The sequence below is a fragment of the Brucella sp. MAB-22 genome, assembly GCF_025908475.1.
In the GTDB taxonomy this organism is placed as follows: Bacteria; Pseudomonadota; Alphaproteobacteria; order Rhizobiales; family Rhizobiaceae; genus Brucella; species Brucella anthropi.
This window is the reverse complement of record NZ_CP109782.1, coordinates 2,630,112-2,648,891: the sequence shown is the minus strand read 5'-3', so window position 1 is coordinate 2,648,891 and position 18,780 is coordinate 2,630,112. Positions and strand designations below refer to the sequence as shown.

Genomic DNA, 18,780 nt, shown 5'->3' with positions numbered 1-18,780 from the left:
TTCATTCGCTATATCATGTGGCGCGTCTGCTGCCATCCGTCAAGTTCTGGTTCGTCACCTTTCCTTGAGAGTCTTTCAGAGACTGCAGCGCTTCGTCCAGAACCACATCCGGCAGCGGCATCAAAAACGGACCTTCGGTGAACAGAAGCGCCGTTTCGACAATCCGCCCCGGATAGAGCGGAGCCAGCAACTCGCGATAAAGCGCAAGCTGCGCCCGATAGGCGAAAGGAACCGCCTCGATGGTTTTCGGTGGCGGTCGATTGGTCTTGTAATCGACGATCAGGACACGATCCTCGCCAACACTGATGCGGTCGATCTGACCGGACACGGCATGATCGCGCCCGCCAAGCTCGATCGTGCCCATGATGGCAACTTCCCCGCGCGAGCCTTCCGCAAAGACCGGTGCATAGGTGGCATCGTCCAGAATGGTCCTGACGCTTTGCCAGGCAATCTGGCGCTCCGTTTCCGGCCAGTCGGCAGCGATCCGCCCAAGATAGTCGCGTGCCAGCGTTTCACGCCCATCCTGTGGGACATCCGGCAGATATTGCAGCAGCATATGGATCGCCGTGCCGCGTCGCAACGCAAAGGCTGGCGTCCCATTGCCCGGCCCCAGAACAGGCGAAAACGTATCCAGCGGCGGTTCTTCATCCGCTTCGATCAGCGCAGAAGCGCCGGACGGCGCCAGCGGTCGCGGCAGTCCGATTTCCGGCTTTATCGGCTCTCTATATTCATCTGGAAATGATGGCAGCGCATGATCTTCGGTTCTATCCTGCTCAGCAATATCGACCATTCCGCGCGGTGTGTTGCGATAGCGCCTTGCGGCGACTTTCAGCACGGGGTGCACGAATGTCTCGGCCTTGGTGGCCAACGCATCCTCGACAAGGCGATGCCATGTTTCGCCGCTTTCACGCGTGCCGCGATAGCCGCAGATGATGAGCCGGTCTTCGGCGCGCGTCATGCCGACATAGAGCAGGCGGCGATATTCTTCCTCCGCCCGCGTTTTCAGCTTCTCGATCTGAGCGGTCGTGAAGCCGGTCTGGTATCCGGCATTCGGTTGCCAGAGATAGCCTTTCACCGACGGACTATCATTCGAAAAGTCAAAAGGAATGAGCTTTGGCGCACGACTGCCAGTCCAGACCGCACTTCCCGGATCAACGAGAAACACCACCGCCCCTTCCAGCCCCTTGGCGGCATGGACAGTCATGATGCGCACTTCATTGCGCCCCTGATCAAGTTCACGCTTGATTTCCGGCGATGCCGCTTCCAGTGTTTCAAGGTAGGCTTGCAGGCCGGGCAGACCGGCACGCTCGGCTGAAAGCGCATAATTCTGGAATTCGTCGATGATATCGCCCGCCTCCGGCCCCAACCTCGCCAGAAGTTTTCGCCGCGCACCGTCCGCGCTCAATATCCGTGCATAGAACTCGAACACCGGCATCGTGTCGGCCATATTGCGCCAGCGGCTCAAGGTCTTGTGCACCTCGGCCAGTGCAACATCGCCGCGCGAGACCTGATAAAGCCGCTCGAACAATGTGAGGCCTGAACCGCGCGGATGGGCAAGCTCGAACAGCCGGTCGTCATCCCAGCCGAATAACGGGCTTTTCAATACCGATGCCAGCGAAAGATCGTCCGAAGGCTGAAGCACGAAACGACCGAGTGCCATCAGGTCCTGAATGGCAATATGGCTGTTGAGCCGCAGGCGGTCTGCACCTGCTACCGGAACGGACAGGTTTTTCAGCGCCCGCGACAAAGCAGGCATGAACTGGTCGCGCTTTCGTACCAGAACCATGATGTCACGCGGCATGATCCGCCGGTTCTTGCCCGGAATAGGTTCGCCGCGATCCAGCCAGTGGCGAATGGTAACCGCGATCTGATCCGCCAGCCGGACAGCAGGTGCTGCCAGATGATCGACCGGCTCGCGCCAGTCGTCCGGCTCTTCCACCACTTCAGGCGTCAGCATATCCCAGATTTCCACCTCGCCCGGCGCATCGGAGCGAATGGCGGTATGTCTGGTTGCTTCTCCGAGACCTCGATAGGCTTCCGGGCGTCCAAAAACTTCATCTACGGCTTGGAGTACATCGGGGGTGGAGCGGAAAGAAAAATTCAAACGTACTTCGTTGAAAGTCAGATCAGCGTTACGAGTTTTAACGTTAATTGCTCTACCCTGCGCCGCGAAATCCTCCGGCACCGCGCCCTGGAACGAATAGATCGACTGTTTTTCATCGCCGACTGCAAAGAGCGTGCGGCTGATATTGCGTTGGCCGACGCCGGAGAAAAACTCTTCCGACAGCATTCGGATCACCTGCCACTGGTCGGGGCTGGTGTCCTGCGCCTCGTCGACCAGAATATGGTCGATGCCGCGATCGAGCTTGTACTGAACCCACTGCCCTGCCCCGTTGCGGGCGAGCAGCGCCACGGTCCGGGTAATGAGATCCTCGAAATCGAGCAGGCCGCGCTGACGCTTCAGGTCGTGATAGCGTTGCAGCAGATTGTCGATCAGCGTCAGCGCGGCCAGATTGAGCCGCACCAGACGCAATTCCTTCAGCCGATCAAGACCCTGTTCGACACGCGCGGCTGCCGCGTCAAAATCCTCTTCGAAATCCGGCAGAAGTTTCTTGACCGCCGCCGAGCCGACATAGGAACCGGATTTCGGCTCGCCCGTGCTTTTCAGAAACGCGGCGCGCAACACGGCCTCGCGGTCACGCTGGCTCGTCACCTTTTCGAAACGCCGGAGCTGCAGCGCAAAATCCTGCGCGCGCGACGCACCCTTCTGGATCGACATGATGAGCTCGAGCGCATCGTCGGAAAATTCCGGTATCGGCCAGAGATCGGCGATGAGATCGTCTTCGCTGGTTTGCGGATCGAAGCGGAAAGCCCGGTGCAGAGCTTCGCTGCGATGCGCCGCTACGCCCAGTTCGGCGATATAGGTCTGCAGGCCATTGCGCCTGCTTACGGCCTCATCCAGAAGCGATTGAAGCCCCATCTCGCCCGATGCCTGCAGAACATCAGCAAAGGCCGCTGCGAGATCAATATCGCCGCCGCCATGCGCGGTTTCGAGCAGTTGGCGCCGTGCTTCGCCGACAAGGGCTGCCTGCATCAAATCATCCATCATCTCGAAATGACCGGCAATGTTCGCCTCAAGCGGGAACTGGTGCAGGATCGCTTCGCAGAAAGCGTGGATGGTCTGGATTTTAAGCCCGCCCGGTGTTTCGAGCGCACGGGCGAACAGCCGTCGCGCTGCTGCAAGACGAGCATCGTTCGGTCTGCGGCCTTCAAGCGACTTCAGACGTTCGGCGAGTTCTTCGTCAGGCAGGACAGCCCATTCTGAAAGCCGCATGAACACGCGGTTCTGCATCACCGCCGCAGCCGCCTTGGTGTAGGTAAGGCAGAGAATCTTGGAAGGATCAGTACCCTCCAGCAGCAGGCGGATAACACGTTCGGTCAGAACATGGGTCTTGCCGGAACCCGCATTGGCGGACACCCAGACAGAAGCCGCCGGATTTGCCGCGTTGCTCTGTGCCCGTAGCGTTTCTTCGGGGATAATGGGTGCCTTTTTCATTCACCGCCCTCCCCGCCAGCATCGCCCCCGGCAGACCATTCCAGTACTCGCGCCAGATGATCGTAATCGCCTGTCAGGTCCGTCTCGCGAAACGGCAATGCGCGCGACAGGTAGCCTTTTTCCGGCTTTTGATATTCGACGAGCAATTGCGCCAGCCGCTGCCAGGATTCCTCGCCAAGAGCCGGTGCAGTTTTTTCCGATGGCGGTCGTCCGATCTTGAGGATCGATTCCGGCTTCACCTCGCCGCCCGCCTTGAGACGCACATAGGTCAGATCGGATGCACGGACCGAGCCAAGTTCCCGAAACGCACCGCGCACCAGAAGTGCGGCTTCCAGCGCCAGCTGCGGCGACAGCAGCACATGCGCCTGTTTGGGCGATGGTGTCGATCCGGTCTTGTAATCGATGATTTCCGCTGTCCCGTCACGCATCAGATCGATGCGGTCAGCACGACCGGAAAGCGTAATGCCAAGCCCTTCGACCTCGCGTTTATCGGATGAAATCTCCGCAAAGCGGGTCTGGACATTGTAGGCGCGCTCGCGCTCCCAAGCCAGAAACTGCGGAATGAGCGCGGTGAAGCGCGGCCACCAAACGGCCTCTATTTCCGTCGGCAGATCCATATCGGCAAAGAGGATGCACCCCAACTCCATCAACCGCTCTGCAGCGTCGGGAGCCAGCGGATCGATTGCCTCCTGCGTAAAATGGCCCAGAATATCGTGGAACAAAGTGCCGCGTTCGGCTGCAGCCGGGTCGCGGATCAACGGCTCCAGCGGCCGCAGCTTCAATATCTTCTTGGCGAAGATCGCATAGGGATCGCGGCGCAACGTTTCGATTTCCGTCACCGAAAAATGCTTCGGGCGCGCAAGGACCGGCGGCGCAGGCTGTGGCCTTTTCACGAAAGGCACATCTTCGGCACGATCGATTTCGCGCGACCACTGGATGAATCGAACCCCGCGCTTGCGCATTTCGGCGGTTGCATCCGCACCCAGCACCGTTTCAAGCCGCTGCAGCCAGCGCGAAGGAACGGTGGGCGCATTGTCGGAACGCTGCGAGCGCGTCAGCACGACATGATCCATGCCAAGCGCCATCTGGAAATCGTGGGCGGCAAGGCCGGTGCGGCGTTCGGGCGGATCGAGCGCGATCATCGACTTCATGGGACGTGACATGAATGGGTCGTTGCGGGTGCGTGCAGGCCAGCTTCCCTCGTTGAGGCCGCCGATCACCACCGTATCCATGGTTTGCAGGCGTGCTTCAAGCGCACCCCAGATGAAGAGGCGCGGATGACCGCCCGGATGCGGCTTGACCGTCTCGCCCGCCATCAGGGCATCCAGTACGGCTGGCCATTCCGACGCTTCAAAGTCGAGCCCAGCTTCGCTCGAAACCAGACCACGCAAAAAGGTGGCAAGCTGTTCGCCACGTTCACCGGAATAGAAAGGAGCGATGCTGGCCTTTTCATTCCGAGCGAGATTTTCCAATGCTTCGACCGTAGCACGCGCGATTTCACCGATCTCGGTCCTGCGTCCAGCGATAACGAAAGGTACCAATGGTGCCATCGCGTTCGATAGGCTTTCGCAAAGATTTCGGGCAGCGGCGATCATGTCCGGTGTGACCGTGTCGTGCCATGCCGGTTGCCATGGCTGGCCGGCACTTTCCTCCAACCGCCGGTCGAAAAATGCAGGAAGATCGAGCACGGATGCGCGGCCCGTGCCACCGCGAAAGGCGATGAGTTCCAGGGTTTCGGCAGCAAGGCGTCGCTCGATGCGGGGAGCTTCCAGCCGCAGCAGCGGATGCTTGACCAGCGCCAGCAACGCAACCGGGTCGCCCGGGTTGAAGACGGTCTCCACCAGCAGCCGTAGCAATGTCGTGGTCTCGACATCACGCAGATGCCGTCCGCCGGAATCGTCGGCATCAATGCCGAAACGGGCAAGTTCACCCACCACGCGCCGCGCCAGATTGCGGTCTGCCGTAACAAGCGCGGCTGTTTTACCTTCATCATTGATCGCGTCGCGCAAGACGAGAGCCACAGTAAGCGCCTCTTCCCGCTCATTCGCGGTTTCAATCAGGTCAATAGTCTGCGCCGCCTGCCGCAACGCAGTCGGCTGCATATCGGGATCGCGTGCAAGCTGTCCCCACGCATCGGTCGTTTCCGCCGGACGAAGCGCTTCACTGACCACCCGTTCGCGCAGGCGTTTCGAGGCAGGCATATCGTCCAGATGTTCCACATCCGCACGCAATGTCTGCATTGCATCGAGAAGCTTGCGCAAACCGAATTGCGGATGACCGAAGGTCGACGGATTATCGGTTGCCGATGCCAGCATCTGCCAGGCTGCATCATCCAGATCGCGATCCAGCCCGGGCAGCACCACCGCGCCATTCGGCAAGTCCGCAATGGCGGAAATCAGTTCCGCCGTCGCCGGTATGGAACCGGTGGAACCAGCAACGATAACCGGTCCGGCAGGCGGATGGGCGCGCAGCCGCTTCACTTCGCTCCAGATGAGATCGTTGCGATGCGCAGCGGGATTCGAAAGCCTGCGTTCCGCCAGAATATCCGGCCACAGATTGGTGACGATGTTGAGAAAGCCGAGCGTGACCTGCCACCAGTCGGCAAGGTCTTCCGGAGCAATTCCAGCAAGCTCGCTCCATTTAGCCCCATCAGTTTCGACCTGATCCATCAGCCCTGCCAGATCGCGGGCGAGCCAGATCGCATCGGCAGTCGTTGCCGGAACGGAAACGTCGTCAACACCGAAAAGGGCGCGCACATGCGAAGGCAGCGATTCCCGCCAAGGACGGATCAATCGCGCCAGAAGCAGAAGCCGCTCCGCTGTACCGATCGGTGGATTGATATCGAAGACGCCCGACGAGCCCGCATTGAAGAAAGCTGCATCTTCATCCACATCGCCGAGCGGCTTTATTGTCGGCAAAATAGCGCTCTTTTTTTGCGACGCATTTCCGGACGCAATACCGGTTCCCGTTTTTTCTGTAAATTCTTTAGCCGGATTCATATCGACCAAAATGGACCGCAACGCGCGCGCTGCGCGACGCGTGGGCACATAGATGGTGGCATTGGCCAATGCCAGCGGATCGGATGGATTACCGGGGAAACCTTCGACCAGTCGCCCTTCCAGAAGCGCCTTGGCAAAGGCAGGCAGAAACGGCGTGCCGGGAGGAATTGAAAACAGGCGCTGTTTCCCATCTCTGGGCCGTCTTGCGCTCATGCGTTCTACCTCCTCATGCAAATGCGGTAAGCGCTGCCTCCGCCTCGCCGATCGCGTCCGGCGTTCCGACGGTCAGCCAATGTCCGGTCATTGGCATACCATAAAGGCGACCGGCTGCAATCGCTTCGTCGAAATAGCGGTTGAGTGAGGACACACCGGGCTCCGCGCCAGCGAAGATACGAGGATGGATGATCCCTGCTCCCGCATAGATCACCGGCTCGCCGGAGATGTCCCGTGCGCGGCGCAGATGCCCGTTTTCGTCGGCAACGAAATCACCCTTGCCTTCATAACCCGTTTCCTGATCGAGACGTGCCGTCATCAGGAGAATATCCATTCGGTCGGCATCCCAAGCGTCAGCGAGCGCCAACAGATTAGGAGCTTTCTCGTCGCCTACCCAGAATGTGTCGGCATTCAATATGACAAACGGTTCTGTTCCGAGTATCGGCAGCGCCTTCACGATGCCGCCAGCGGAATCGAGCAGCATTTCGCGTTCGTCCGAAATCACGATCTCAAGATCGTTGCGGTCACGAAGATGCGCTTCCAGTTGGCCGGCTAAATAGTGCACATTGACGATTGCCGTGCCGATACCTGCCTGCGCCGCCGCATCGAGCCCCCAGTCGATCAAGGGCTTGCCCGCCACCTTGACCAGCGGTTTAGGAATGGTTTCGGTGATGGGACGCATGCGCTTGCCAAGTCCGGCGGCAAGAACCATAGCCGTCTTCGGGACCATTTCAGGCATTTTCATTGCGCGGCCTCTTCCTGCTGCATCAATCCCAATTCCTCAAACCACGCCGCCACTGGCGCCATGACCGAATGCTTCAGCACACGGCCGAGATAGTCATGAATGCGTGGCAGATGTTTTAGATAATCCGGCTTACCATCACGCTCATCGAGCCGCACGAAAAGACCGAGCAGCTTGGCGTTACGCTGTGCGCCCATGGCCGCATAGGCCTTGCGGAACAAAGCTTCGTCGAACGCATGTCCGAGCGCACAACGCTCATCGCAATAGGCTGCGACCACAGCCTGTTCCAGCTCCGGCGAAATCGTCACACGCGCATCGAGGGCCAGCGAAGCCACGTCATAGGCTGCCGGTCCAATCATCGCATCCTGAAAATCGATGACACCGATCTTGTCCTTGCCTTCCGCTTCTGGAAACCAGAACAGGTTGGGCGAATGATAGTCGCGCAAGAGCAGGCTCTTCTCAACATCGGCAATGTCGGCGATCACGTGGTCCCATGCGGCTTCGTAAGCTTGCTTTTCTGCGTCTGTAAGTTGCCTTCCCATCATGCGCGGCGCGTACCACTGGCCGATGAGGCTGACCTCGATCATCATCGCATCACGGTCGAAACCGGCGATGATGTGGTCGGGATGCCCCGCCACAGGTGCATGGCCTGGCCAGGAAACACCATGCAGATGCGCCAGAAAGCGTCCGGCGGCCTCATAGCGTTCGGCGACAGGTTCACCGGACGATGCCCGCACGCCCTCGGTTCCGAGGTTCTCAAGAATAAGGAACCCGGCATCGAGATTGGCGGCACGCATTTGCGGTACACGGAAGTCCTGCCCTGCCAGAAGCCCATTAATGGCAGCAAAGGCAAGGATGTTTTCCGCAAGATGCGCAATCTGCCGATAGGTTTTTCCGTCACGCAGCGGCGGATCATAGGGCATCTGCGGCGCATTCATCAAAATCTCGACGCCGTGGGCAGCCGTGCGGATCGTCTCGTATTTGCGTGGTGACGCATCGCCCTGCAAATAGCGGCGCGTTGCATCGGCACGGCCATGGAGGTCCAGAAATGCGCGTATCGCATGGCTGCGTTCCAGCCGCTGGATCGCGGCCACTGGTCCCGACACGCTAATACGTCGCCCTGCCCCTTCGTGGCTCAGCGTGACGGCAAAAGACGGTTCAGGCAGGAAACCCTCGCCCTGCTCCGGCCATTCGGCCAGAATCACGCCATCCTCAAGAAACTCCGGCAGTCCCAGCTCATCCAGTTCTTCACCGTGTGAAATACGGTAAAGATCGGCATGGGCAACAGCAATGCGCAGGGCCTCGTAGCTTTGCACCAGCGTGAAAGTCGGGCTTGGGACGTCCAGCCCTTCATCATCAGCAATTGCCCGGATGATAGCGCGGGCAAGCGAGGATTTTCCCGCCCCCAGATCGCCGGAAAGCGTGACAAGATCGCCCTTCTGCAGGGCGAGGGCGAAATCCTCGCCGAAACGCTGTGTTGCAGCTTCGTCGGGCAAGAAATAGCTGATACTGGATTGTGAGGCGCTCATGGGCACCCTTTACCTTATTCGGCAGCGACGCGGAAGCTACGTGTTTCCGACGGAAAACGGCAAATGACCGTTGTTCCACGACCGGAACCCGTATCGATATCGACCGACCCGCCATGCAGCTCGACAAAGCTCTTGACGATGGCAAGTCCGAGGCCGGCACCACGACGGCGACCGCCATTCGGATAGGACTGGAAGCGTTTGAAAACCGTGTCGAGCACTTCTCCGGGCATGCCGGGACCGTCATCGTGGACGGCAAAGACCACTTCCGACCCCTCGCGCGCCACCTGCAGCTGGATGCTGGAGCCTTCCGGCGCATAGTTGGTGGCGTTGGACAGGAGGTTGAAAAGTACCTGACGGACGCGGTTTGCATCGGCCTTGAATACATCCACGTCGTCGGCAATGTCGATGTCGAGCCCGATATCGTGGTCGCGCATACGCTCGCCGACACGGGAGGCGGCAGCGGAAATCGCTTCCACGACGGAAACCTCACCGACCTCCAATTCCATGATGCCTGCATCGACCGTTGCGAGATCAAGAATATCATTGACGATGGTCAGCAAGACCGATGACGACGTGCTGATATGGTCGAGATATTCGATCTGGCGCTCGTTGAGCGACCCGAAAGCCGGTGTCTGCAACAGCTCGGTAAAGCCGATGATGTTTGTGAGTGGCGAACGCAGTTCGTAGGAAACGTGCTGGACGAAATCGTTCTTGATCTGGTCGGCCAGTTCCAGCGCCTCGTTCTTTTCCTTGAGCGCCCGTTCGACGCGCACGGTGTCGGTGACGTCGATGAAGGTCAGCATGGTCTGGCCCTTCGGCAGCGGCACCACGGCGAAGGAAAGAATGGTGCCGTCGTCCAGCTCCACCTGTCCCATGCGCCCGTCACGCGTATCGAGAAAGCCAGTGACGGTGGAGACGAAATCATCCCACAATCCGTTGCCGCCGCGCTCGCCGCAAATCCTGGCAATCGACGAAATATGCGTGCCTTCGACAATGAGCGGCATCGGCAGCGCCCAAAGATCGGCGAAGGACGGGTTGGAAAGCCGGATGCGGCCATCGGAACCGAACACCGCCACGGCTTCCGCCAGATGGTCGAGCGTTTCGCCCTGTACCTTGATGAGCGTGTTGTAACGGCCTTCAAGTTCGAACTTTTCGGTCATGTTCTCGAAGAACCAGGTCACGCCGCCTTGCGGATGCGGATTGGCGACGACGCGCATCGTCCGCGTATCCGGCAGATGCCACATATGTTCCTGCGGCTCGACTGCGCGATAGGCAGAAAGCACCGAATCCTTCCATTTGCGCCATTCCGGCTGCTCTGGAAGTTTACCTTCCGAACGCAGGCGGTCGAGGATCAGCGTATTGCTCGGCTGCGATTCCAGCCAAGCCGTATCGAGCGACCAGAGTTTGGCAAAAGCCTGATTGAAGAATTGCAGCTTCATCTCGGGATCGAAAATCGCCACAGCGGTCGAAAGCTGGTCGAGCGTTTCGGCATGGCTCTTCATGGTGCGGTTCAGTTCTTCCCGCACCGCCTGTACTTCGGTCTGGTCGAAACCGAGGCCGACAGAACCCGTTTCAGCACTCACATCCGTCACGTTGAACAAACGGCGATCACCATGCACCACAGCCGTCAGCTGTTCCTGCAGGACAGGCTCGACAAAGCGATCACGCTCCAGTCGCTGGCGTGCCTGCGCGCCGAAAAGCTCGCGCCCTTCTGAAATGACCTGGCTCGCATCCGCCATATCGACTGCCTGCGCATAGGCGGCGTTGACCCATTCGACGCGACCACCGGCGTCGCGGGTCCATACCGGCTGGTCGATCCTGTCGAGAAGACGCCGGAAAAGCTCGATACGCTCGGAAAATTCACGGTTCTGCGCCTGCAGTGCCGCGCGTTCCGCCTGCACGCCCTGCAGGCTGAGGAACCGGGCAACAGCAAAGCCCCCCGATGTGCGTCCGCGCACGTCGAGCAGAGTGCCGTTGACAGTTTCAACCGTGAGATCGAAAGACCGTGCCTGTTCGCGTAGCATTCCAATGGCGCGCTCAAGCGCCACGACCGATTGCGGGCGCAACCAGCGGCCAAATGCCAGAAAGGTGGAGCGATCCTGCGGGGCCGCACTATCGTCTGGCAACAGTCCGACGACTTCAGCGCGCGTGCTATGGCCATCCCAGACCACGATGCGCTGATCCTTGAGGTTAAGCAGGGCTTCATTGCGCTGGGCGACCAGATTGAGGTCGGCGAATTTGGAACGCAGTTCCTTGTTTTCTGCGGCAACGCGCGACCGTTCGCGGATCAGCCAGCCCGCAGAAAGTAGCGCTGCGCCCATCACGCCTAGGAACATGGAAAACTGGATAACCTCGAAAGCGCCGATACTGCCGCCGCCGAAGGGCAGGGCGATACGCGCCGATTCCGTACCTTGCGCGAAAGCGGGCACAGCAGCAAAAAGCGTCGAAAGAGAAACGGAAGCCTTCATCAGGGCTTTTTTCGGAGCAAGCCATGCGAACGGCTTTGCAACATGGGCGGCAGGAAGCCATTGCCTGCCAGTAACGATTGCGGAAACATTCCGCAAAATCCCCGTTGCGCCGAAATCTGGCATGTTGTCCTTTTCTCCGCCACCCGGCCATGAAAACCGCCACGAAGGCAGACCGGCCGTATTAAAACACTTCAATACACATCAAAGCCCGACCATACGCACGCCGCCACAGTGCACGAAGGTCAGCCCGTTTTAGAGCGCCGTGCGCCTTTGTGGGCGCACAAAGGACGCTCTATCTGTTAAATCTACGCATCGTGCTTTCCAAAAATCGATTTCGATTTTCAAGCCGATGCGTGGCATTTAGGGGATGAATCGTCCTGTCGCTTCCCGCCACAACCGGCAAAAAACGCACAACGCAAACACCCGCTCAAACACCTTGATTCGCCTACACAATACCCTTCCGGCGAATCCACGTGAAGCATCTTGCACGCAAAAAGAAAGACCGGGCAGTTTGTCAACCGCCCGGTCTCAACATGTAGTGCAATGCTTAACGTATGGTTAATACCTGTAGTGTTCCGACTTGAACGGGCCCTGTGGAGTGACGCCGATATAGGCAGCCTGTTCCTCGGAAAGCACAGTCAGCTTGGCGCCGAGCTTGTCGAGATGCAGGCGCGCGACCTTCTCGTCGAGATGTTTCGGCAGCACATAGACTTCATTCTTGTAAGCGTCGGTGCGGGTAAAGAGCTCGATCTGGCCCAGAACCTGATTGGTGAACGAAGCCGACATGACGAAGCTCGGATGGCCGGTTGCATTGCCCAGATTGAGCAGACGACCTTCGGAAAGCAGGATGATGCGCTTGCCGTCCGGGAATTCGATCAGATCGACCTGCGGCTTCACGTTGGTCCATTTCAGGTTGCGGAGTGCCGCCACCTGAATTTCATTGTCGAAGTGACCGATATTACCGACGATCGCCATGTCCTTGAACTTGCGCATATGGTCGATGGTGATCACGTCCTTGTTGCCGGTCGTGGTCACGATGATATCGGCTGTGGAAGCGGCATCGTCGAGGGTTACGACTTCGAAACCATCCATTGCAGCCTGAAGTGCGCAGATCGGATCGACTTCGGTAACCTTCACGCGTGCGCCTGCGCCAGCGAGCGACTGGGCGGAGCCTTTGCCGACATCGCCATAACCGCACACGACGGCAACCTTGCCAGCCATCATGACATCGGTGCCGCGACGAATGCCGTCGACGAGCGATTCCTTGCAGCCGTACTTGTTGTCGAATTTCGACTTGGTGACGCTGTCATTGACGTTGATGGCCGGGAAGGGCAGGAGGCCCTTCTTCTGCAGCTGGTAAAGACGGTTGACGCCGGTGGTGGTTTCTTCCGTCACGCCCTTGATGGCGTCGCGCTGGCGCGTGAAGAAGCCCGGCGTTGCAGCCATACGCTTCTTGATCTGCGCGAAAAGCACTTCCTCTTCTTCCGAACCGGGATTCGACAGAACGTCCTCGCCTGCTTCGGCGCGCGCGCCGATGAGGATGTACATGGTGGCGTCGCCGCCATCGTCGAGGATCATATTGGACGGTTCGCCGTCCGGCCACTGGAAGATCTGGTCCGTATAGGTCCAGTATTCTTCAAGCGTTTCGCCCTTGATGGCGAAAACCGGCGTGCCGGTTGCGGCAATCGCGGCAGCCGCATGATCCTGCGTCGAGAAGATGTTGCAGGAGGCCCAGCGGACCTCAGCGCCCAGCGCCTGCAGGGTTTCGATCAGGACGGCGGTCTGGATCGTCATATGCAGCGATCCGGAAATGCGTGCGCCCTTCAGCGGCTGCGACTTGCCGAATTCCTCGCGGGCAGCCATCAGGCCCGGCATTTCGGTTTCTGCGATATCGAGTTCCTTGCGGCCCCAATCGGCCAGGCTAAGATCCTTGACGACAAAATCTTGGCTTGCGGTCATCGCGTGCTCCAATAAAAGGCAGTTCCAGCTCGATAAAGATGTAATCAGCGGCCGGGATTGCATTCCAATATGGGGCGGCTTTCCACACGGGAAAGCGCTCCGGCTGCCGCCTTGACTAGCAGATCGCCGCCAGAAGCACAACGCAATATAAAGAAATCTTTATACGTGCATATCAGATAGGTTTGTCGAATACGGGGTCGATGACCGTCAAAGGAAGGTCGACCTGCAATATTTCGAGCATGTGGCGAAACTCGGCAACGGGATAGGTTTCGCTTTCCGTGACAAGGGCAACCGTGCGACCAGAGCCGCCTTCGGGTTGCGGGAGTGCAGCGATCACGTCATCCGCCGGATCAAGAAACTGCCAGCCGGGACGGGCCGTTTCGAAAAACGGTCTGAGCCATGGCAGATGGGTGCTGGAAAGTGTCAGCGTGTCGATATGAGGGTGGCTCGCAGCAATGTCATCGCAGAATGCGGCGACCTTTTGCGCGGTCTCGTCCGGTTGCCGAAGAAAAGCGCCATTTTCCACCAGCTCCACCATCGCAGACGCATTGATCAGAGCGACATCGCCTGGGTTATCGGCCTGTGTTCGGACAAAATCTGCAAGTTCTTCGCTCTCGATCATCGAACGCACACCCATAACGGCAACCTTGCCGCTGTGGCTCATCGCAAGGGCAGTGCGTACCGGCGGCGCTACGCCGTAAACCGGTACGGCAAACTCGCTTTTCAATGTGTCGAGGACCATGACCGAGGGCGCATTGGAAGCAAGGACAATTGTTTGAGCGCCAAGGCTTGTGAGGTATTGGATCGTGCTGCGCATGATGGAAAGCAGCTGATCGCGGCTTTTGGCGCCATAGGGGAAACTGGCCCGATCAGCAAAATAGATGATGTCGCGCTGCGGCTGGCTGCGCCTGATCAGTTCAACCAGAGCATAGCTGCCGATCCCTGCATCAAAAACGGCCACCGGATCGTTGAGATCTCCCACGGCGGCCACAGTCTTGTTCTTCAGCATTCTTCGCCGAACTTGTCGGCGATGAGTGTCTGCAAGGCTTCCAACACGGCATCGGCCTGTTCACCGGAGGCACTGACGTCGATGCAGCAGCCGGGTGACGCGGCGAGCATCATCAGCCCCATGATCGACGTGCCGCCAACGGTTATGCCGTCCTTGCTCACGCGGACATGCGCATTGTAACCATCGACCAGTTGCACGAACTTGGCCGAAGCGCGGGCATGAAGTCCGCGCTTGTTGACGATCTCGAAGGATCGGGAAACTGCAGTTTCGGGTTCGTATTCACCGGTAACGGGCACGCTGGAGTGCATGAATTACTTTCCTGTCAGGACCTGGCTCGCAACATTGATATATTTGCGCCCCGCATCCTGCGCCTCACGCAGGGCTGTCTTGATGTCGCCCCCGATGCGGACGCTCGACAGCTTGATAAGCATCGGCAGATTGACACCTGCGATGACTTCGACCTTGCCTTCCTTCATGACGGAAATGGCGAGATTGGACGGTGTACCACCGAACATATCGGTCAGGATGATGACCCCGCTGCCATTATCGGCGCGTTCCACCGCATCAACGATATCCCGCCGACGCTGTTCCATATCGTCTTCGGCACCGATGCAAACGGTCTCGAAATTGTCTTGCGGCCCGACTACATGCTCAACAGCATGCAAAAACTCTTCGGCCAACCTTCCGTGCGTGACAAGCACGAGTCCGATCATACTATAAAAGCTCCCGTCGCGTGCCCGCCGCATCACCCCGCCAGAGTGTCAGATGGCACTGAAACCACGCCGGAAAAGCGCCGGCGAGTTGTGCATCTTGGCAGCGCAAATCTTGATAGCAAGTGAAAAATTTCCACGCTGCCACTAAAAAAGCAAAATGCCGCAGCGCTGTGAAATATTAGCCGATTCGTAACGAAGCTTGTTTCAGCTCTCGGAGGAGGGCCATTTTTCATAGAACAAGGTGGCTTCGATGGCCCGCGAAAGCGCGTTGGAATCGCCATTCGACGACAAAGCCGGCAAAAGAAGTCGGGGCAGTGAGATGCCCTCGAATTCCCACATTTCAACGCTCGGATAGCGTTCAGCCTCGTCACGATCCACAAGCCGGACGACGAGATAAAGCGGAGCGGCCTCCGCAAAAGCGACCTTAAAAAGCCCCGCGCCGCGAATCTCCACGCCACCAGCAAGGGCGGCTGGAACGCTGGCGATCAGCCTGCTGCTTTCCACATGAAGCAATGTGCGGTCGTCAGCGACCAGTGAAGCAACCTCTCCACGAAGGAGGGCTCTTTCCACAAGTGTCAGCGCGAGTTCGGTCTTGCCCGCGCCGGAACGCCCCATGATCATGACACCACGGCCTTGAACCTGAAGCGTGGTCGCATGAAGCCCGCTTTTTTCCTCTTCAGGCGTCATGGGCTTGCAGGCAGGTCGACAATGAAGCGCGCACCCTTGAACTGGTCGGGCCTTGCCGGATCGACAATATTCTCTGCAGTCAGCGTGCCGCCATGCGCTTCTATGATCTGGCGGCTGATCGAAAGGCCGAGGCCGGAATTCTGGCCGAAAGCCTCCGAGGCCGGACGGTCCGTATAGAATCGCTCGAAAATGCGCTCGATATTCTCGATCGGAATGCCTGGACCATTATCCTCGACAAGCACGCGCAAGCGACTGCCTTCGCCACTCAGCGACACGACGATGCGGCCTGTATCGTCCGGCACGAAAGAACGGGCATTTTCAATCAGATTGCTCACCACCTGACCGAGACGCAGATCGTGACCGGCAACATAGAAACCCTTCTTTCCGGCAGGCAGTTTGCCGGTATCGAAGACGATTTCCGTTCCGACCTTGTTGCGGCGCACTTCGCGCGCTGCCGTTACGAGATTGGTCAGAAGCGTCTTCATGTCGACGCGGTCGATATGTTCGCGCGCAAGTTCCGCATCGAGACGCGAAGCGTCGGAAATATCGGTAATCAGGCGGTCGAGGCGGCGAACGTCGTGCTGGATGATATCGAGAAGCCGCTTGCGCGATTCTTCGGTCTTGGCGAGCGGCAGGGTTTCGACAGCGCTGCGCAGCGAGGTGAGGGGGTTCTTCAACTCGTGGCTGACATCGGCGGCAAAGCTTTCGATGGCTTCGATACGGGTATAGAGCGAATCGGTCATTTCGCGGATCGACGTGGAAAGATGGCCGACCTCATCCTGACGTTCGGAGAAATCGGGAATTTCCACACGGCTCTTCACACCATGGCGAACGCGGTCTGCCGCAGCAGAAAGCTTGCGCAGCGGGCTTGCAATCGTCGATGCGAGGAAAAGCGACAGAATGACCATGACCAGAGAAACGACGCCGAACACGCGGAAAACCGCCATGCGCTCACCCTGCACGATCTTGTCGATATCGTCGCCTTCGGTGGAGAGCAGGAGTACACCCAATATTGCACGCGAGCGCTGGATCGGGACGGCAACCGAGACGACCAGCTCGCCCTTTTCATTGCGTCGCTGCGCTGTTTGCGGCGAACCGGCCAGCGCCTTGACGATTTCCGGATAGGCAAGGCCGTTACCGCCCGGCTGTTCCTGATAGACCGGCAGGCCTCCACCATAGAACAGATGCGAAATCCACGTCCCGGCCCGTTCCCAGATGGTCGGTGTCTCTTCCTCGATCGGCGGCAGGTCGTAGCGAAGTACAGGCCCCGCCGAAGGGAAGCTTGGAGAATAGAGTGCGCGCGAATCGAGCAACATATTGGCGTAGCGATCATAGATGCGCGCCCGCGTGCTCGTCGGCGAAATCAACCGGCGCAGCAAGGGAGAAACTTTTTCCGGATTGATCGGAAATTCCCAATTGTCGGGCGAATCCGGTGATGGCGTCAGGCTTTGCCCGGCCTGAAGCTCCAGAAGCTTTTCCGGGTCGATCATCAAAGAATTGGTATCGATGGTCGCCGAAGCCGAGATGGCGCCTGCAATGATCTTGCCTTGCGTCAGCAGGCTTTCAATCTTTGCATCAATCAGCCCCTCACGGAACTGATTCATGTAGAGAATGCCGGAAACAAGAACCGCCAGCGCCGCCAGATTGAGAAACAGGATACGGCGCGTCAGACTCGAGAACAGATATTGGCCAAGAAACTTGCGCAGAGGCGCAAAGAAGCGACGCCAGAACACCGAGCGCTGCCGCCGGGCCCTGCGTTCGCGCAAATCCGATTTCTGGCCGATAAGGCCGTCGTTCCCGGTTTCTGCGACCATGTCGCTCTGTCTGCTCTCATTAAACTACCGCCAGACCTCACGGACTGGCGATATGTAATTATCTATCAAGCCTCGCGGAAGCGATAGCCGACGCCATAGAGCGTTTCGATCATTTCGAAATCGTCGTCAACCGCCTTGAACTTCTTGCGCAGGCGCTTGATATGGCTGTCGATGGTACGGTCATCCACATAGACCTGCTCATCATAGGCCGCATCCATGAGGGCGTCACGGCTTTTCACGACGCCCGGACGCTGTGCCAACGAATGAAGAATCAGGAACTCAGTGACCGTCAGCGTTACCGGCTCGCCCTTCCAGGTGCAGGTGTGACGCTCCTGATCCATGACCAGCTGGCCGCGCTCAAGCGATTTGGCCTGCTGCCCGGTCGGCTTGGCCGTGCCGTCGCGTGCGGCAACCCGGCGAAGCACCGCCTTGACGCGCTCGACCAGAAGGCGCTGGGAGAACGGCTTGGTGATGAAATCATCCGCGCCCATTTTGAGGCCGAAAAGCTCGTCGATCTCGTCGTCCTTGGACGTGAGGAAGATGACGGGGAGGTCGGATTTCTGGCGCAGACGGCGCAGAAGCTCCATACCGTCCATGCGCGGCATCTTGATATCGAAGATCGCAAGATTGGGCGGACGCGCCATCAGACCGTCCAGCGCGGACGCGCCATCGGTGTAGGTTTCGACCCGATAGCCTTCCGATTCCAGCGCGATGGACACGGAGGTCAGGATGTTGCGGTCGTCGTCGACCAGCGCAATTGTCTGCGTTGCCGAGGCTTCCTTCATGCGAACCTTTCTCCTTCAACTAAGCCAACCGGAATATCCGGCTGGTGACGTCTTTCAGCCGCCAGAGACTGGCGGGTTATAGATCGAGCGCCTTATTACACATCGATACTAGTATAATGTGCCTGCTTGTGCAGTACAAATTAGGTACAAAATGTGGCAGCACCGGAAGAAGCCGCGAAACGACGCTCTCCGAATCGCGCTTTGGTTAATGCCAGCCCGACCTCCATTCGCCGAAACTCACAGCTCATAACGCATAGATTAAACGATTTAAAAAAATTTCAAAAATTTTAAATCGATTAAATATTT

General features: G+C 58.5%; 12 protein-coding genes. All 12 read right to left on the bottom strand.

Going from position 1 to position 18,780, the window contains the following annotated elements:
* Window positions 1-13 precede the first annotated feature (13 nt).
* The 12 genes from addA to OHI65_RS22245 all read right to left on the bottom strand — a co-directional run bounded on the left by addA (window position 14) and on the right by OHI65_RS22245 (window position 18,474).
* The gene (gene addA / locus OHI65_RS22300) at window positions 14-3,556 is read right to left on the bottom strand and encodes a double-strand break repair helicase AddA (protein ID WP_125300431.1); all 3,543 of its coding nucleotides are present in this window, start codon (window positions 3,554-3,556) and stop codon (window positions 14-16) included.
* Entirely contained in the window at window positions 3,553-6,768 is a 3,216-nt protein-coding gene (addB, locus tag OHI65_RS22295) for a double-strand break repair protein AddB (protein WP_125300430.1), read from the bottom strand. Before addB ends, addA begins: the two co-directional genes overlap by 4 nt.
* Window positions 6,769-6,781: 13 nt before the next feature.
* Window positions 6,782-7,513: a nucleotidyltransferase family protein gene (locus OHI65_RS22290; RefSeq protein WP_012091047.1), complete on the bottom strand. Its 732-nt coding sequence runs from the start codon at window positions 7,511-7,513 to the stop codon at window positions 6,782-6,784.
* The gene (gene tsaE, locus OHI65_RS22285) at window positions 7,510-9,039 is read right to left on the bottom strand and encodes a tRNA (adenosine(37)-N6)-threonylcarbamoyltransferase complex ATPase subunit type 1 TsaE (protein ID WP_125300429.1); all 1,530 of its coding nucleotides are present in this window, start codon (window positions 9,037-9,039) and stop codon (window positions 7,510-7,512) included. Before tsaE ends, OHI65_RS22290 begins: the two co-directional genes overlap by 4 nt.
* Before the next feature lie 14 nt (window positions 9,040-9,053).
* Entirely contained in the window at window positions 9,054-11,507 is a 2,454-nt protein-coding gene (locus OHI65_RS22280; protein WP_235824405.1) for a PAS-domain containing protein, read from the bottom strand.
* 558 nt (window positions 11,508-12,065) lie between these two features.
* Window positions 12,066-13,466 carry an adenosylhomocysteinase gene (ahcY, locus tag OHI65_RS22275; protein ID WP_012091050.1) on the bottom strand — a complete coding sequence of 467 codons (1,401 nt, stop codon included), beginning with the start codon at window positions 13,464-13,466 and terminating at the stop codon, window positions 12,066-12,068.
* 172 nt (window positions 13,467-13,638) lie between these two features.
* Window positions 13,639-14,475, bottom strand: coding sequence for a glutamate racemase (locus tag OHI65_RS22270; protein WP_125300427.1), 837 nt, complete (start codon window positions 14,473-14,475; stop codon window positions 13,639-13,641).
* Window positions 14,469-14,783: an HPr family phosphocarrier protein gene (locus OHI65_RS22265; RefSeq protein WP_125300426.1), complete on the bottom strand. Its 315-nt coding sequence runs from the start codon at window positions 14,781-14,783 to the stop codon at window positions 14,469-14,471. The genes OHI65_RS22270 and OHI65_RS22265 overlap by 7 nt, the downstream gene beginning before the upstream one ends.
* Window positions 14,784-14,786: 3 nt before the next feature.
* Complete coding sequence (locus OHI65_RS22260) at window positions 14,787-15,188, bottom strand: PTS sugar transporter subunit IIA (protein WP_006472522.1); 402 nt, start codon at window positions 15,186-15,188, stop codon at window positions 14,787-14,789.
* A gap of 204 nt (window positions 15,189-15,392) precedes the next feature.
* Window positions 15,393-15,875, bottom strand: a complete 483-nt coding sequence (locus OHI65_RS22255) for an HPr kinase/phosphorylase (protein WP_125300425.1) — start codon at window positions 15,873-15,875, stop codon at window positions 15,393-15,395.
* On the bottom strand, window positions 15,872-17,689 hold the full coding sequence (locus OHI65_RS22250) for a stimulus-sensing domain-containing protein (protein ID WP_010657678.1): 1,818 nt from the start codon (window positions 17,687-17,689) through the stop codon (window positions 15,872-15,874). The genes OHI65_RS22255 and OHI65_RS22250 overlap by 4 nt, the downstream gene beginning before the upstream one ends.
* A 65-nt stretch (window positions 17,690-17,754) precedes the next feature.
* A complete protein-coding gene (locus OHI65_RS22245) occupies window positions 17,755-18,474 on the bottom strand; it encodes a response regulator transcription factor (protein WP_006468074.1) in 720 nt (239 codons plus the stop codon).
* Window positions 18,475-18,780 lie beyond the last annotated feature (306 nt).

Bases quoted from the DNA above. Each gene is read 5' to 3' on its own strand.
- tsaE (WP_125300429.1), bottom strand. From the start codon at position 9,039: ATGAGCGCCTCACAATCCAGTATCAGCTATTTCTTGCCCGACGAAGCT.
- OHI65_RS22280 (WP_235824405.1), bottom strand. From the start codon at position 11,507: ATGAAGGCTTCCGTTTCTCTTTCGACGCTTTTTGCTGCTGTGCCCGCT.
- OHI65_RS22260 (WP_006472522.1), bottom strand. From the start codon at position 15,188: ATGATCGGACTCGTGCTTGTCACGCACGGAAGGTTGGCCGAAGAGTTT.
- addB (WP_125300430.1), bottom strand. From the start codon at position 6,768: ATGAGCGCAAGACGGCCCAGAGATGGGAAACAGCGCCTGTTTTCAATT.
- OHI65_RS22250 (WP_010657678.1), bottom strand. From the start codon at position 17,689: ATGGTCGCAGAAACCGGGAACGACGGCCTTATCGGCCAGAAATCGGAT.
- addA (WP_125300431.1), bottom strand. From the start codon at position 3,556: ATGAAAAAGGCACCCATTATCCCCGAAGAAACGCTACGGGCACAGAGC.
- ahcY (WP_012091050.1), bottom strand. From the start codon at position 13,466: ATGACCGCAAGCCAAGATTTTGTCGTCAAGGATCTTAGCCTGGCCGAT.
- OHI65_RS22255 (WP_125300425.1), bottom strand. From the start codon at position 15,875: ATGACGCCTGAAGAGGAAAAAAGCGGGCTTCATGCGACCACGCTTCAG.
- OHI65_RS22265 (WP_125300426.1), bottom strand. From the start codon at position 14,783: ATGCACTCCAGCGTGCCCGTTACCGGTGAATACGAACCCGAAACTGCA.
- OHI65_RS22290 (WP_012091047.1), bottom strand. From the start codon at position 7,513: ATGAAAATGCCTGAAATGGTCCCGAAGACGGCTATGGTTCTTGCCGCC.
- OHI65_RS22270 (WP_125300427.1), bottom strand. From the start codon at position 14,475: ATGCTGAAGAACAAGACTGTGGCCGCCGTGGGAGATCTCAACGATCCG.
- OHI65_RS22245 (WP_006468074.1), bottom strand. From the start codon at position 18,474: ATGAAGGAAGCCTCGGCAACGCAGACAATTGCGCTGGTCGACGACGAC.